13 protein-coding genes are annotated in these 15,343 nt (G+C 36.9%); 8 read left to right on the forward strand and 5 right to left on the reverse strand.

The genetic code is table 11. The annotated features are described in order from the left end of the window. Window positions 1-183 precede the first annotated feature (183 nt). A complete protein-coding gene (locus tag AC4G3L_RS14955; RefSeq protein WP_491077796.1) occupies window positions 184-522 on the reverse strand; it encodes a hypothetical protein in 339 nt (112 codons plus the stop codon). 657 nt (window positions 523-1,179) lie between these two features. Between AC4G3L_RS14955 and AC4G3L_RS14960 the strand changes: the two genes are divergently transcribed. Continuing rightward, window positions 1,180-2,679 (forward strand): malate:quinone oxidoreductase, encoded by a 1,500-nt coding sequence (locus AC4G3L_RS14960; RefSeq protein ID WP_491077797.1) that lies wholly within the window; start codon window positions 1,180-1,182, stop codon window positions 2,677-2,679. A gap of 111 nt (window positions 2,680-2,790) precedes the next feature. Here AC4G3L_RS14960 and AC4G3L_RS14965 read toward each other — a convergent pair whose 3' ends face one another. Further along, window positions 2,791-3,891 carry an SH3 domain-containing protein gene (locus AC4G3L_RS14965; protein ID WP_491077798.1) on the reverse strand — a complete coding sequence of 367 codons (1,101 nt, stop codon included), beginning with the start codon at window positions 3,889-3,891 and terminating at the stop codon, window positions 2,791-2,793. Between the two features lie 314 nt (window positions 3,892-4,205). Between AC4G3L_RS14965 and AC4G3L_RS14970 the strand changes: the two genes are divergently transcribed. From AC4G3L_RS14970 to AC4G3L_RS14985, 4 genes are all read left to right on the forward strand, one after another. Continuing rightward, window positions 4,206-4,991 carry an SDR family oxidoreductase gene (locus AC4G3L_RS14970; protein ID WP_491077799.1) on the forward strand — a complete coding sequence of 262 codons (786 nt, stop codon included), beginning with the start codon at window positions 4,206-4,208 and terminating at the stop codon, window positions 4,989-4,991. A 394-nt stretch (window positions 4,992-5,385) separates the two neighbouring features. After that, a complete protein-coding gene (locus AC4G3L_RS14975) occupies window positions 5,386-6,147 on the forward strand; it encodes an SDR family oxidoreductase (RefSeq protein ID WP_491077800.1) in 762 nt (253 codons plus the stop codon). 282 nt (window positions 6,148-6,429) lie between these two features. Then, window positions 6,430-8,394: an ABC transporter ATP-binding protein/permease gene (locus AC4G3L_RS14980; RefSeq protein ID WP_491077801.1), complete on the forward strand. Its 1,965-nt coding sequence runs from the start codon at window positions 6,430-6,432 to the stop codon at window positions 8,392-8,394. A gap of 9 nt (window positions 8,395-8,403) precedes the next feature. Continuing rightward, window positions 8,404-9,018 carry a TetR/AcrR family transcriptional regulator gene (locus AC4G3L_RS14985; protein ID WP_491077802.1) on the forward strand — a complete coding sequence of 205 codons (615 nt, stop codon included), beginning with the start codon at window positions 8,404-8,406 and terminating at the stop codon, window positions 9,016-9,018. 200 nt (window positions 9,019-9,218) lie between these two features. Here the strand turns inward: AC4G3L_RS14985 and AC4G3L_RS14990 are convergent, their stop codons facing one another. From AC4G3L_RS14990 to AC4G3L_RS15000, 3 genes are all read right to left on the reverse strand, one after another. Beyond that, window positions 9,219-10,400, reverse strand: a complete 1,182-nt coding sequence (locus tag AC4G3L_RS14990) for an NAD(P)/FAD-dependent oxidoreductase (protein ID WP_491077803.1) — start codon at window positions 10,398-10,400, stop codon at window positions 9,219-9,221. Between the two features lie 88 nt (window positions 10,401-10,488). Then, window positions 10,489-10,914, reverse strand: coding sequence for a DUF1641 domain-containing protein (locus tag AC4G3L_RS14995; RefSeq protein ID WP_491077804.1), 426 nt, complete (start codon window positions 10,912-10,914; stop codon window positions 10,489-10,491). 405 nt (window positions 10,915-11,319) lie between these two features. Continuing rightward, a complete protein-coding gene (locus AC4G3L_RS15000) occupies window positions 11,320-12,951 on the reverse strand; it encodes a Na/Pi cotransporter family protein (RefSeq protein WP_491077805.1) in 1,632 nt (543 codons plus the stop codon). A 358-nt stretch (window positions 12,952-13,309) separates the two neighbouring features. Here AC4G3L_RS15000 and AC4G3L_RS15005 point away from each other — a divergent pair, with 358 nt between their 5' ends. The 3 genes from AC4G3L_RS15005 (at window position 13,310) to AC4G3L_RS15015 (ending at window position 15,332) form a co-directional block, all read left to right on the forward strand. Then, the gene (locus tag AC4G3L_RS15005) at window positions 13,310-13,540 is read left to right on the forward strand and encodes an excisionase family DNA-binding protein (protein ID WP_491077806.1); all 231 of its coding nucleotides are present in this window, start codon (window positions 13,310-13,312) and stop codon (window positions 13,538-13,540) included. A 313-nt stretch (window positions 13,541-13,853) separates the two neighbouring features. Then, window positions 13,854-14,852: a Gfo/Idh/MocA family protein gene (locus tag AC4G3L_RS15010; RefSeq protein ID WP_491077807.1), complete on the forward strand. Its 999-nt coding sequence runs from the start codon at window positions 13,854-13,856 to the stop codon at window positions 14,850-14,852. 183 nt (window positions 14,853-15,035) lie between these two features. After that, window positions 15,036-15,332, forward strand: coding sequence for a phasin family protein (locus AC4G3L_RS15015; protein WP_491077969.1), 297 nt, complete (start codon window positions 15,036-15,038; stop codon window positions 15,330-15,332). Window positions 15,333-15,343: the final 11 nt, after the last annotated feature.

The raw sequence follows: 15,343 nt of genomic DNA on the forward strand, positions 1-15,343 counted from the left end.
TTCATTCAACCCTTAAACCATGAAATGAATTTTGGTAAAAGGGTTTTTTTGTTGTCCTTCATTTTAAAAATTTATAAGCAAATCTGTTCCTGATATAAATAAAACTAATGTCGGTATGGAAATTGTTTCTATAAACGGATAGATAATAAAAATAAGAGGTGGATAGTCCCGCCTCTTTCTTGTCTATTTATTTGGAATTTCTGATAAATCCCCATATTCCATGCCATTTAAGATATATGATTCGAATACGACCTTTTCATTCTTCCGATCATAATAATAGTAATAGTGACCCTCATCTCCTTTTAATTCAACTGCTACCATCCAATTCATGTCACCAGAGAGATTAGCTATAAAAGGTTCAAGTTCTAGAATAGTAGATTCTGAATAGCCTTTTTCAATTAAGAGGTATTCTTTCACTTCTTTCTTTGTTGTGTAGTACTTTACTTGAACATATCCCACTATACTGATTACTAAAATAAATATAGAAAGAACAATAGTGATAATCACTTTTTTTGTGGACATCTTGCCCCCCTGTTCTGATTAAATAATGTTCTTTTATCCTTATTTTACCATAAAGTTATTATATTCGCAGTTAGATTATGTCCTTTGCAGTGTAGCAGTAAAATGAGGAGAATCATTTGTTTCGCAACCAGGGGAGTGAAAAGGGGCATTGGCGTACAAACCCGGATGGATCCATTTTAAATAATTTTGGTGCGAATAAATAAGGGATCCGTTGTTTTATTTATATGTAATGTTAGGACTCTGTTCATTATGTTCAGGGTCCATTTCGTGGTTTTTTAACTAAATGGATATGAAGTCCATGTCCACCAATCGAAAAGTTCCCTAATTTAGGGAACTTTTCGATTGGAGAATTTTTCATCTTAAATTAAGATGTCCTTGTTTATCGTCAATTCTAAAGTGTTAGTTAACAGTTTGATAAAAGGCTTTATTATTATTTGTTCTAATACGTGAAGAAAAACATCCATCTTTTTTAAAATCATCAAATAGTTTATAATTATCTGTGAATAGTAGATATTTTAGTGGATGAATCATTATAATAAAAAGTGATATGGTAAATTTTGAGATGAAAGGGTTTCCTGGATAGAGCCTTTCTTTTTGTTGCATCTAACAGGGGAAGTGTCTTATTTTTTACAATTTTGGGGATAAGGGATGGTTATAATGAGCAACATGCAGAAGAAAACAGACGTTATCTTAATTGGTGCCGGTATTATGAGTGCTACATTAGGGTCAATACTTAAAGAGTTAGCACCTGAATGGGAGATCAAAGTATTCGAAAAGCTTGCAAGTGCAGGGGAAGAAAGCTCTAATGAATGGAATAATGCAGGGACGGGTCATTCTGCACTGTGTGAACTTAACTATACATCCGAAAAAGCTGACGGATCTATAGATATTGCCAAGGCTATTACGATTAATGAACAGTTTCAGCAATCAAAGCAGTTTTGGTCCTATCTGATTAACAACAATTTGATTCGCAATCCACAGGACTTTATCATGCCAATCCCTCATATGAGCTTAGTACAGGGAGAAGATAATATAACTTTCTTGAAAAAACGTTTTAAAGCGCTTTCTAAAAATCCTTTGTTTGAGGGAATGGAATTTTCGGAAAATCCTGATAAATTAAAAGAATGGGTTCCGCTTATCATGGAAGGGCGTACATCAGAAGAACCGGTTGCTGCCACAAAAATAGATTCTGGAACCGATGTTAATTTTGGGGCGTTGACACGGATGTTGTTTGAACATTTGCAGAGCAACAATGTGGAGGTCAACTATAAGCACAGTGTAGAGGATATTAAGCGTACCTCTGATGATTTGTGGCAAGTGAAAGTGCATGATATGGAAAATGGTAAACTAGAATACCATACGGCACACTTTGTCTTTATCGGTGGTGGAGGTGGAAGTCTGCCTTTACTTCAAAAAACCGGTATTCCGGAGTCCAAACATATTGGTGGGTTTCCTGTGAGCGGGTTATTTATGGTATGCAACAATCCGGAGATCGTAGAGAAACATCATGCAAAAGTGTACGGAAAGGCCAAGGTGGGTGCTCCTCCAATGTCTGTTCCGCATCTGGATACACGTTATATCGACGATAAGAAAACTTTGCTGTTCGGTCCATTTGCCGGCTTTTCGCCTAAGTTTTTAAAAACGGGTTCCAATTTCGATTTATTAGGGTCTGTTAAACCGAATAATATGATCACAATGCTGGCAGCTGGCGTCAAAGAGATGGCTTTGACAAAATACCTGATTCAGCAGGTCATTTTATCAGATGAAAAGCGTATGGAAGAATTACGAGAGTTTATTCCAAATGCCAATATCGAAGATTGGGATACAGTAGTAGCAGGCCAACGTGTGCAAGTGATTAAAGATACGGAAGAAGGTAAAGGGACACTTCAGTTTGGTACGGAGGTTGTTAGTGCCGCAGATGGATCAATTGCTGCATTGCTCGGTGCCTCACCAGGAGCTTCTACTGCCGTTCACGTTATGCTTAAGGTATTAGATAAATGTTTCCCGCAATACAAAACTGAGTGGGGACCGAAAATAAAAGAAATGATTCCTTCTTATGGAGTGTCATTGATGGAAAATCCAGACCTGTACAAGGAAATTAATAAATCAACCACTGAAGCCCTTGGGCTGTGTACTAAAGAAATGGTTTGCTATTAATCATATTTTAAAGATAGGATATCTAGCCATACTGGTAGATGCTCTGTTTAATCCATTTGAATTAAAGCTGTTAAAACAACCCTGCATTGACTACTAATGCAGGGTTTAATATTAATAGTTATTTAACTCATTAATCGGAGTTTGAATAATGACGGGATTCTTTTTTGGATCCAACCATTTCAGAGTTTTTTTCACGTTTTCTTCAGAAGTGGCGGTGCAGCCTAAAGTATAACTGTTGCCAATGTGGAAGAAGATTGCGCTTCCCTTATAAGGAGTTCGCTTTGTATTGTAGTTGATGACAAAACCATATGAGTATGCTGATATATTCATGTTTTCTGCGCTTTTCCATTGTCCCTTGTTTTTCTTTTTTGACTGCCAAGTGTTATATAGCTTTGATTTCGGATCATCAACCCATACGTCATCTGCTGTGATTTTACGATAATTCAGCTTTGTTCCGGGATTCGCTTTACGACCGAAAGCTGTACCGATTGTATACTTTCCAATCGGAGACTTTTTGCCGCCTTCTGTCATATCCTTTTCCTTCGAAAATCCATATTTCCCAATATACCCTTTGGTTGTTAATACAGGTACCCATTTTCCTTTAGAGTTCCTCTCGAATGTGCGGATTTCTGCGTTCGAAGAATTGTATCCATTTGAAGTAACGAGAATGAGTTGCTTATTGCTTCCGACTGTTTTTAAGCCTTCAGCCAGATTTTTAGGAGTTGCTGGCTTTGTGGACGTTAAATAGCTACTTGAAGCCCAACCAGTTTTGCTTCCAACGATTACTTTGCTCCAGGAACCTTTCGTTTGAGTCACTTTGACTGCACTGTTCTTTTTGACGGTTGTAATGACTTTGTATTTCGTCCCGGCACCACTGCGAATATTTAACGTATTGGCTGTGACGTACATCGTTTTCGCAGCGACTTTTTCAGCTGGTTTCTGGGTAGTTAAATAGGTACTGGATACCCAACCGGCTTTGCTCCCAAGGATTATTTTTTCCCAAGAACCGTTCTTTTGAGTCACTTTTACCGAAGTGTTCTTTTTGACCGTTGCGATGACTTTGTATGTAGTTGCTGGACCACTACGTACATTGAGTGTACTAGCTGTTACATATTTGGTTTTAGAGGATGCAGCTTGAACATCTTTTTCCATAGGAAAACTTGAAACTATGACGAATAATGCAAATAAGATGGCTAAACACTTTCTGAACATGTCTCCATTTCTCCTTTAAATGAATTTAATCTCTCTATTTTATTTCACATAAACAGAGATTCGAAAATCGCCCAACCTACTCATTTGCTTGTTTTAGATTCTGCTATCGCAGAACATGAATAGGTCTATTGCTCAATGAAATGGGGTTTTATTAAAAAGGTATTTCGCTTCTCTTTTCCAATTATACCAAATTTCTAGTTAACATTGTTCTCATCATTTTGTTTTCATACAATCAGCCAGGTGGCCTGGAATGTTTATACCAATATCCGTTGGGAAGAAGAAAAGGGAGGAAGAAAAATGAGGAGGAATAACAAATGTCTAAAAGTATATTTATAACGGGTGCAGGAAGTGGACTGGGGAAAGGTACGGCTATCGGCTTGGCGAAGAAAGGTCATCACATCATAGCTACTACTGAGACGACATCCCAGAAAACAGCGCTTATGCGGGAAACGAAAGACCTGGATGTGAATATGGAGGTTATTAAACTCGATATTACCAATCCAATTGATCTTCAGGAAATTGAAAAATATGATTTTGATATATTTGTAGCGAATGCCGCAATTAATGAAGGGGGACCACTTGGTGAAATACCAATAGAACGATTCCGTGCTATCTTTGAAGTGAACGTATTTGCTACGCTTGAATCAGCTCAAATTGCTGCAAGAAAACTGGTTGAAAAGGGGAAAGGGAAAATTATTTTCTTAAGTTCTATGGCCGGCATTATGACAACACCGTATGCGGGTCCATATGCTGCGACCAAGCATGCTATTGAAGCGATTGCGTTGACATTAAAGGATGAATTAAAAGAGTTTGGCGTACAGGTGGCGACCATAAATCCAGGTTCATTCGATACGGGATTCAATGATCGGGCAGTAGAGGAAAAATGGAAATGGTTTAATGAGGAAGAACACTTTACCCGTGAAGAAGATATGAAAGCAATGGAAGAGGGATTGAAAAATCAAATGGACCCAGAGGATATGATTGAAAAAATGATAGAAATAATCCCTTCAGAACACCATAAATTCCGTACTGTTTATCCGGAGCAAACTGAAAAACAGATGAAGGAAGCTGAACAGAAAAAATGGACCTTGGATATTTAATTCAGTAAAATCATGAACACCATTCCATTCATTTTTTCTCTATCATTACTTTTTGTACTCATTTGTCCAACTTTTGATCTAGTAGATTAATGTTTTTATTTTGTTAAAGTTAAAAATAAGTTAAACTATTCATGAAGAGGTATTTTTCGATAAATTCACTTTCTTTTATGGAATGAAAAAACGTGAAAACTACTAAGTGTGATTAGGTTACGGGTGACATATTGGTGATAACTGCAATGTTTATGGCGACGGCTATGTTTGAAATAATATTGCTGCGGGCAATGTTTTTCCCGCTTCAATATCAGAGGGCTAGAAGTTGTCTAAAGGTTATCATTGTATAAATATCAGCAGTTTTATATTAAAGAGCCAACAATTTTAAGAGGAGGTATTTATAATGAAATTAGAGGGAAAAGTAGCGGTTGTAACAGGTGCGGCATCTGGAATGGGGAAAGCGATTGCAGAGGTTTACGCAAAAGAAGGGGCTAAAGTCTTAGTGACTGATATGAACCTTGAGGGTGCTGAAAAAGTAGCTGAAGGTATTACAAATAACGGCGGTACAGCGAAAGCGCTTCAAGTGAACGTTACGAATCTTGAAGATATCGAAGGAATGATTAATACAGCTGTTAAGGAATTTGGAACACTGGATATTCTTGTTAATAATGCAGGTATTATGGATGGATTTGAGCCTGTTGGGGATATAGAAGATGAAAGATGGGATTTAATTTTTGATGTGAATACAAAGGGTGTTATGCGTTCCATGCGTAAAGCTATACCATTATTCCTTGAAAAAGGCCAAGGTATTATTATTAATATCGCTTCTACTGGTGGATTAAACGGTGCTCATGCCGGTGCAGCCTATGGAGCTTCCAAACATGCGGTGGTTGGACTTACTAAAAACACTGCCTTCATGTATGCGAAAGAAGGTATTCGCTGTAATGCCATCGCACCAGGTGCGGTTGAAACCAATATTTCTGCATCTATGAAAAATATAAATGAGTTTGGTATGGGACGTGCTAGATTAGCACAAGCTGCGATTCCTAGTGTAGGACAGCCAGAAGAAATCGCAAATGCTGCGCTATTCCTTGCTTCTGAAGATTCCAGCTTTGTAAACGGTACAGTTCTAGTAGTTGATGGTGGTTGGACTTCAGCATTCTAATAAATAAAAACAAATGATAATCGTCAGGCAGCTTATTTCTCTAATTTAGAGGGATAAGCTGCTTTTTATTTTCATCAAGGGTATATATTTTTTAAAATAATAAAATTTAAACAGAAATCATTTTAAATCAAGTATATTTTATTAATTAATATTATTTTAATATAATTTATTGACGAGTGACAGGTTGTCACTTATATTGGATTTACTTGATAAATTATCTTATAAATGATCAGACTAATTATATCAAGAAGATTAACAAGTAGAGGGTGTCCTAAAACTTATATGAAAGTACTTGAATTGCATCATGTGAACAAAAAATACCCAATAGCAGATGGTCAATTCTTCCTTGCTCTTAAAGATGTTAATGTTTCCTTTGAGAAGGGGGAATTGGTTTCGATTATCGGTGAATCAGGAAGTGGGAAATCCACTTTAATGAATCTGATCGGCGGACTGGATTCAGATTTTACCGGTTCTGTTCAGTTTGAAGGGAAGAATATTGGTGATTTTAATGAAAAAGAAATGGATGAATACCGAAAAAATAAAATCGGATTTATCTTTCAAAGCTTTAATCTGATTCCACATTTGTCTGTTCTCGATAATGTAACGATTGCGATGACTTTATCGAATGTCGGAAAAGAGGAACGCATTAAACGAGCGGAAGAGATTCTGACTCAGGTTGGTTTGAAGAATCATATTTATAAAAAGCCGAATCAATTATCCGGCGGTCAAAAGCAAAGGGTTGCGATTGCGCGTGCCTTAATTAATGACCCTGAAATTATTATTGCAGATGAACCAACAGGAGCACTCGATTCTGAAACAACGGAACAAGTGTTGGCTATCATCAAAGAGATTGCGATGCAAGGTAAGCTGGTTATTATGGTTACTCACTCTGAGCGAGTAGCAAACCATTCCTCTAGGGTGATTCAAATAGCGGACGGGGAAATTGTTCGTGATGACAGAGGAGAGCCTCTCGTGCAAAAAGAATCCGGGTCCAATCAAGTAGAAAAGAAGACCGGCAAAAACCTTAGCTTTGGTGCTGCGGTGAAATTAGCTTTTCTCAATATGAAAGAGAAGCTTGGCAGAAACATTTGGGTTTCATTGGGTGCGAGTATCGGGATTATGAGTGTCATCTTTTTCCTTTCAATTGGGAATGGTGTGAAGACATACATGAATGACTCTATGAACAGTATGGTAAATCCGCTTGTCGTAGAAGTAAATATGCCATCAGAGGAAGAAGAACTGCCACCATCAGTTGATGAAAATCAGGCCATGATGCTATCGATGATGGGCGAACAGACACCATTTGAGGAAAAGGATATTAATAAATTATCCAAAATCGAGCACGTCTCTTCAGTGGAAAAAGGGTTCAATCTCATTTCATTTGGTTCCAATGCGGTTAAATATGCGGACAAAAAGGTTGATTTGATGATGATTTCAACCGTCTCCTCTAATCTAACGGATACGAGTATGAAAGAAGGCTCTTTACCTGAAAAACAAGAAATTCTCCTTGCGGAAGGTACTGCTGAAAAATTAGGCGGAGATATGATTGGTAAAGATGTAAACATAACGTTGATGCTCAATGAAAAATTATTTGAAAAAACCTATACGGTTAGTGGAGTTATATCGTTAGGCAGTCAATTTGCGGCAATGGATTTGATCTATGTTAATTACAATGATCTTGTCCAACTTGCAGAGGAGAACGGCATGACGTTAGAACCGACAAGTATCTATTTAGTTGCAGATAATGAAGACTATACGGAAGATATAAAGGCTGAAATTAAGGATATGGGTTACAGTGGTTCATCCCAGGAAACCATGACAAACATGATGAATGAAATGCTGGATGTTTTGACATATGTATTAACCGGAATTTCAGGTATTTCACTATTTGTTTCAGCGATCATGATTCTGGTTGTTCTCCATATAAGTGTTGTTGAGCGTACGAAGGAAATCGGGGTACTAAAAGCCATCGGTGCAAGACGTATGGATATTAGAAGAATTTTTGTATCTGAAGCATTTCTGATTGGACTATCCAGTGGCATCATCGGTGTTCTGGCTGCTTCTTTATTAACGGTTGTGGCTAACGGCCTTTCAACCAAATTAATTGATTTTGAAATCGTACAAATGAGCCCAGCGTATATCATTTTTGGTATTGCTGCAAGTATCATTATCAGCATGCTTTCCGGACTTATGCCTGCTAATAAGGCGGCTAAATTAGATCCGGTCGACTCTTTACGCAGAGAGTAAGGGGAGTACATGCCAACCCAGACATTTGCGAACTTACCAACGGAAAAGCGAAGAAGGATAATTCAGGCTGCTAAAGAGGAATTCAGTCAATGCTCGTTCTATGATGCATCAATTAATCGAATTATTAAAGAAGCGCAAATTCCTCGGGGAAGCTTCTATCGTTATTTTGAAAATAAAGAAGACTTGTTTCTATATCTATTAAATGAGTACAAAAGCGATCTCTTTAATCGAATTAGTTGTATGATTGACAATCAGGTAGGCGATATCTTTTCGCTGCACTTCACGCTATTTGATTTTGTAATCAACAAAGCGATGGATCCCGCACATTCCAAGTTTTTGATTAATGTTTTTACAAGGACAGATATTAGATTGGCAGAACATTTAATGAGCTTTACGGATGCTCGTGAAATGGAAGAGAACCAAGAGACAATAATGAACTTGATTACTGACACTCATTTATTGAAGCTTGAAAAAAAAGAGGATTTGCTTCATGTTTTTGCGATTTTGAGAAATATAACCCTCAATCAAATTATCTTGGCGTTAACAGATCTTTCAACTGTGAAACAGAAAAGAGAGGATATGGAGCGGCAATTTCATTATATTAAATATGGTGTGCTGAAATAAACAAAGTATAAGCCTTGAACTTGTGTACTAAACAGGTTCAAGGCTTTTTATATAGACCCAATTTATAGAAAGCCAGAAGCTAACATAGACTGAAATAGCAGAGGAGTTACGAGAAGAACGAAGATTGTTGAAGTAGTATAAAGAAATGTAAAGTAAAAAAACTCCGGTCTGCTTATAAGCGGACCGGAGTTTCCAATTTATTAATCAACGATGCTGAATAATCCTTTAATGTGTGATAGATAACGTATATTACTTGCTTCTTTCATCAATGTAGCCGGTAAGCCTTTTAATGGCGTGGAATTGCCGCCAATAATCGCTACACCGTCTTTGCGTCCAAGGCTTGCTAATGTTCCTGAGTTTACTGGAGCAAATACTTCAGGAAGAGTACCCTTAATGGAAGCCGCAATATTATATCCAATTAATTCGCCCATTTGCCAAGCCATTTGTGCAGTTGGCGGGTATGGTCTTGCACCAGGAGCAGGGAAGACAACTGCACTGTCACCAGCAATATAGACATCAGGATGTGAAGTGGATTGAAGATATTCATTAACAGTTGCACGGTTACGATCTACAGCTAAACCGGACTCACCAACAACTGGAAGACCTTGTACGCCGCCAGTCCAAACAAACGTGTTCGCGATAATTTGTTGGCCATCTTTTAAATCAATCACATTACCGTTTACACCTGTGACAGGTAGTCCAGTCAAGAATTGAACACCACGGTTCTCTAAGCTTGTCATAGATCGTTCAATTAAATGATCCGGAAGCATAGGTAAAATTTTTGGACCTGCTTCTACTAGGATAAATTTAAGCTCAGAAGGATCAACCATATATTTTTTAGCTACTTTAGGAGTCGTATCTGCAATTTCACCGACTAATTCAACACCGGTTAGTCCGCCGCCGCCGATAACAATGGTTGCATCTGCTTGATTTTTAGTTTTTGCATATTCTTTAATTCTATCTTCGATATGCTTGTTAATTTTATTGGCATCCTCTGCTGATTTTAAGACCATGCTATTTTCTTCAAGACCAGGAATGCCGAAATAAGCAGTTTGGCTGCCTAATCCAACGACTAATTTATCATAGGTTAAGATTTTACCGCTTGAAAGAATTACTTTTCTTTCATCTGCTGAAATAGATTCAACTTTAGAGATGATGAGATTAATATCTTTTCCTTTAAATAAACGATCCAATGGCATAGCAATTTTACCTTCGCTAATATTGCCTGCTGCCAAACGATGCAGTTCAGTAATAATTTGATGTGTCGGATATTGGTTAACAACCGTAATAGTAGCTTCTTCAGGAGTTAAATGCTGACGTGCTGATAATGCTGAAAGAAGACCGCCATACCCTGCTCCTAAGATAACAATTTCTTTTGCCATGATAAGCTCCACCCTTGTTTGTATATTTTTTAATTAGTATTTTTTAAGAATCATATAATAAGTACTGATTTACGTTAATGGAAAAGGTTTATTTAGAACGTTCGTTGCTTACTTGAAGATAAGCACTTGCGAAACGAAGAACCTTTTGGATTTGAGGATCTTTTAGCATTTTCATTAAACCAAATACACTGATGACTTCTTTGCTTTGTTCAGCTCTTTCTTTTGCTTCCATTGCATTGACAGCTATCTGTTTGGCTGTTTTTGTAACAGGCTCTGCAAATTCCTTCGCTGTATTAGCAAAATCATTTACCAATACTTCATCAGTAGCGATGGATTGAGCAAATTCATAAGATTTGTTCATAGCAGTTACAACTTCAGTTAATTGTGGTAATTGATTTAATAGAGTAATTAATGATTCCTGAACTTCTGGTTTTGATAATTGAGTTAACAATTCTTCTTGTGAAGCAACTGGAGAAGATTGTGTCTCTGCTTGCTGTTTCATTGTGTCTGACATAGCAAATACCCCATTTCTGTTTGTTATAGCAAAAAATTAAATTAGTTATTTTTATATAACCATAATTTCTCTACTCTAAGCATACTCCTTGTGTATATATTCACAAAATAATTTGCTCTAAGAAAACGTTTTCAAATCAAAAAATACTATTTAACCTATATTTATAGTAATAAACCTGTTAGATTGACAGTATAATCTGATGGTTTTGATTAGACCATGTATGAATGATTGAAAATAGAAGAATATATTTTAGAGGGTAAGTTAGAAGGTATTATAATAGTGGCATAATGAATGTGTAAATACCTACTTCTGAAGTCAAATAATTATATTCAAGGATGAAGAATAATAAAAACCGAACTATTCTTTTAAAAATAGTTCGGTTTAATTTTTTGTTTCAGCTTCTTTTTATTCTTGTTCACCGATAATTGTGTCAGCGATGTTTTTCGCATGGTCGCCGATTCGTTCGAGATTACTTAAAATATCAACGTAAACGAGGCTTGCTTGTGCAGAACATGTTCCATTATTTAAACGGATGACATGCTGCTTTCTGAATTGGCGCTCCATCTTATCGATTTTACGTTCCAACTCAAGCACCTTGTATGCCCTTTGTTTATCGTTATGTTCTATGGCTGCGATTGCTTCTTTGACAGCTTCAATAGTAGTAGTGAACATTTGAGACATGCCCTCTGTGGCTTCTTCTGTGAATGTTGCTTTATTCGTTTTTTTATACTCTGCAAATTCAAGGATATTCTCGAAATGATCTCCAATTCGCTCAATATCTGTGATTGTATGCATCAGAATATTATGCTCATCAGATTCATGGGCAGACAATGAACTTGTTGAGACTTTAACAAGATAATCTGTTATTTTGTGATCCAAATTATTAAGAGCCTCTTCGATTTGATTGCCTGTATTCAATGAAGAAGTTTCATTCGTTAACAAGTAGTTATACGTTTCTTCCAATCCTTTAATCGCAAACTCACCCATTCGCAATGTTTCCTTTTTCGCCTGTCCAAGGGCAATGGAAGGGGATTGGTCGATGATTCTTTCATCTAGATGCTCAGGTTTATACTCAATCACAGTATCCTTTCCAGGAATGAGTTTAGTAACAATCCAAGCATATCCACCTATGAATGGAATCATGATCAGTGTATTCGTAATGTTGAATGTTCCGTGTGCAAAGGCGATGGTCATTTCCGGATTCAATCCAAGTGTTTGCTGGAACCAATTAATAAGAGCGGTAAACGGAACGAGCAGAATCATAAAGATGATGGTACCGAACACATTAAAAAGTATGTGTACGCAAGCTGCGCGTCTGGCTGCAATCGATGCGCCAATTGACGCAAGCAGAGCAGTAATGGTTGTTCCGATATTATCTCCGAATAGTACCGGCAAAGCACCTTGCAGGTCAATAAGCCCTTCGCCAAATAATCCCTGAAGGATCCCGATTGTCGCACTAGAGCTTTGTACGAGTAATGTAAAGACAGTTCCTACTAAAACGCCGAGTATGGAATAATCACTTAAGCTGACAGTTAAATCATGGAACCATTCGAAGGAACGAAGTGGCTTCATCCCGCTGCTCATAAGCTCTAAGCCATAGAATAATAATCCGAATCCAAATAGGATTTGACCGAAGTTGTGTAGCTTTTGGTTTTTAAAGAAGAATAACAGAAATGCACCGACAAAGATAATTGGCAATGCGTATTCACCGACATCAATACCGATAATGAAGGCTGTTACGGTTGTCCCGATATTGGCCCCCATAATGACACCAATCGCCTGGCGAAGTGTCATAAATCCGGCACTTACCAATCCGACCGTGATAACCGTTGTGCCTGAACTACTTTGTATTAAAACAGTAACCAGGATACCGACCAAAATTCCCATAATAGGGTTAGTTGTATATTTGTCCAATAAATCTCTTAGCCGATCTCCTGCAGATTTTTGGAGTCCATCTCCCATGTATTTAATACCAAACAGGAAGATACCAAGTCCGCCAAGAAACTCAAAAAGCATCTGTTGAATACTTACATCCACTATTTACACCTCATTATTATTTTGGAAAACTTTTTTCTAAGTATAATTATTATGAACCAAACGATGAAAGTAAATACTAATTACAAATGTTTAACACAAATTTACGGGACCTTTACATTCGTGTAATTTATCACTAAATTTTAAAAATAAGTTATTTTAAAATAGTTAATAATCAGGAGAATAGATTTAAGATCTTTTCAGCTTGGAATAAAACAGTAAAAATACAGATACATAATAGAAGTGGTTATCCCTATATTATCTCTAGTTTGTGCAACGTAATCCTCATCTGAATGAAGAACGTTAAAAAATATGATAGACTAAATGAAAAACTATTTTTGGGACAAGAGGTGGATGATCAGTGTATCTTTCCGTAAAAGAAACAGCAGAAAACTTATCATTGCCGGAATCCTATCTTGAAACACTAATTAAGCAAAAGAAAATCCGAGCTGTATTTGATGGAGAACAATATTTGATTAACACCGACCAATTTACTAATTATCAAGAGCAGCTGCAGGAATATAAAAAGCTATTCCAGGAATGGTTAACAGAGCCGATTCCTGAAGATTGGGATGCAAGAGATGAGGATTAATAGAAAGAGGCTGTTTTAGTCTCTTTTTTTTATTCAACGGCTCTATTTCCCTTTTATATAAGATTGATGAGCAAGGTACTACGGTATTCGGGAGGATCATCATATATATCAGCCGATGCTTTATGTACTAAACTATATTATATTTTGATATAGGCGGTTCTTTTTTTGATATGATTTATGTACAGGCAGCCCATTATAAAATTATTTTTCGTTTTAGGTACCGTATGTCAGGTAAATTGGGTAACAGTATACATACATTAGTATTTATTTTAAATGATGGTTTTTATTTTGATAGGCAAGGGAGAGGTTAGTTATGAATCTAGCGACAATTGGTACAAGTATGATTACTGAAAGGTTTATAAATGCAGTATCGGAAAGTGAAGGCCTCCATCTGAAGGCGGTTTATTCCAGAAACTTGGATAAGGCCTCCCGATTTGCCAATGAGCACGGTGTTGATCTTGTCTTTAATCAACTGGAAGAACTGGCCAAATGTGAAGAAATTGATATTGTCTATATCGCTTCTCCGAATTCATGCCATTTCGAACAAGCGATATTAATGCTCGAGAATAGAAAACATGTCATTTGTGAAAAACCATTATTTTCGAATATGGGCGAATTAAATAAGGCCTATCAAACAGCTAAAAAGAACAATATGTATCTTTTTGAAGCTATTCGAACCATTCATACACCAAACTTTAAATTACTGCAAGACAATATAAAGCGGGTGGGAAGAATTCGCAATGTAAATTTACAATATATGAAATATTCCTCGAGATATGATCAGTTCCTGGAGGGAGAAGTTCCTAATATTTTCTCAGCTGACTATTCAGGTGGAGCCTTGGTGGACCTTGGGGTTTATCCTTTATCTATGGCCATCGCTCTTTTCGGAAAACCTATTTCCACAAGCTATACTCCTGTTATGCTTGAAAGTGGAGTAGATGGAGGAGGAACACTGGTACTCCAATATGCAGAGTTTGTATGTACAATTGTATGCTCGAAAATTGTGAATTCCTATGGGTCAAATGAAATCCATGGAGAGTCGGGGAACATAATTTTTCCTGGATCAGGAACGATTCAAAAGCTTGAGTATATTAATAGAGAAACGAAAGTGTGTGAACCATTTTCCATCCCTCAAAAAGAGAATGATATGACCTACGAAATTGAAGCATTTGTCGATATAATCAAGCATGACAAACAGGCTGACTACCAACAATTGGTAGAAATAAGTAGAGACGTACTGGAAGTCACTGAGCGCTCCCGGAAAGAAAATGGAATTATATTTGGTACAGAAAAAGAAACAGACATTATGTAATGATTCATAATAGAAGACTGCCTAATGGCACTGTCTTCTTTTTTTCAACAGACAATTTTAACTATTCACAAAAAATACACAATTTATAAGTTTGTTTTAATCTGACGGAGGAAAGGTAATAAAGGAAATTACTTTGTTTACCGCATTCTATCGACCATAAATTAGAAGGAGGAGAAGTAAGTGATGATTAGAGATATCATAAATAAGACGTTCTCTATGGGAATTGGAGCAGCTGTAACCAGTAAGGAACAAATTGAAAAATTAGTGGATGAATTGGTAAAAAAAGGCGAGGTATCTCGTGCTGAATCCAAATCAATGGTTGATGAACTGGTGAAAAAGGGAGATGAAGCCCGGACAGAATTTGAACAACAAATAAACTTAAAGGTTAAGCAACGTATGGCTGAAATGGATCTTGCCACAAAAGAAGACATTAAACGGCTGGAAAATCGAATTGCTTTGTTAGAAGCGGAAAACCAATAAGGATACACGTT

It is taken from the genome of Bacillus sp. z33 (assembly GCF_058313615.1).

Bases quoted from the DNA above. Each gene is read 5' to 3' on its own strand.
- AC4G3L_RS14955 (WP_491077796.1), bottom strand. From the start codon at position 522: ATGTCCACAAAAAAAGTGATTATCACTATTGTTCTTTCTATATTTATT.
- AC4G3L_RS14960 (WP_491077797.1), top strand. From the start codon at position 1,180: ATGAGCAACATGCAGAAGAAAACAGACGTTATCTTAATTGGTGCCGGT.
- AC4G3L_RS14965 (WP_491077798.1), bottom strand. From the start codon at position 3,891: ATGTTCAGAAAGTGTTTAGCCATCTTATTTGCATTATTCGTCATAGTT.
- AC4G3L_RS14970 (WP_491077799.1), top strand. From the start codon at position 4,206: ATGTCTAAAAGTATATTTATAACGGGTGCAGGAAGTGGACTGGGGAAA.
- AC4G3L_RS14975 (WP_491077800.1), top strand. From the start codon at position 5,386: ATGAAATTAGAGGGAAAAGTAGCGGTTGTAACAGGTGCGGCATCTGGA.
- AC4G3L_RS14980 (WP_491077801.1), top strand. From the start codon at position 6,430: ATGAAAGTACTTGAATTGCATCATGTGAACAAAAAATACCCAATAGCA.
- AC4G3L_RS14985 (WP_491077802.1), top strand. From the start codon at position 8,404: ATGCCAACCCAGACATTTGCGAACTTACCAACGGAAAAGCGAAGAAGG.
- AC4G3L_RS14990 (WP_491077803.1), bottom strand. From the start codon at position 10,400: ATGGCAAAAGAAATTGTTATCTTAGGAGCAGGGTATGGCGGTCTTCTT.
- AC4G3L_RS14995 (WP_491077804.1), bottom strand. From the start codon at position 10,914: ATGTCAGACACAATGAAACAGCAAGCAGAGACACAATCTTCTCCAGTT.
- AC4G3L_RS15010 (WP_491077807.1), top strand. From the start codon at position 13,854: ATGAATCTAGCGACAATTGGTACAAGTATGATTACTGAAAGGTTTATA.
- AC4G3L_RS15015 (WP_491077969.1), top strand. From the start codon at position 15,036: ATGATTAGAGATATCATAAATAAGACGTTCTCTATGGGAATTGGAGCA.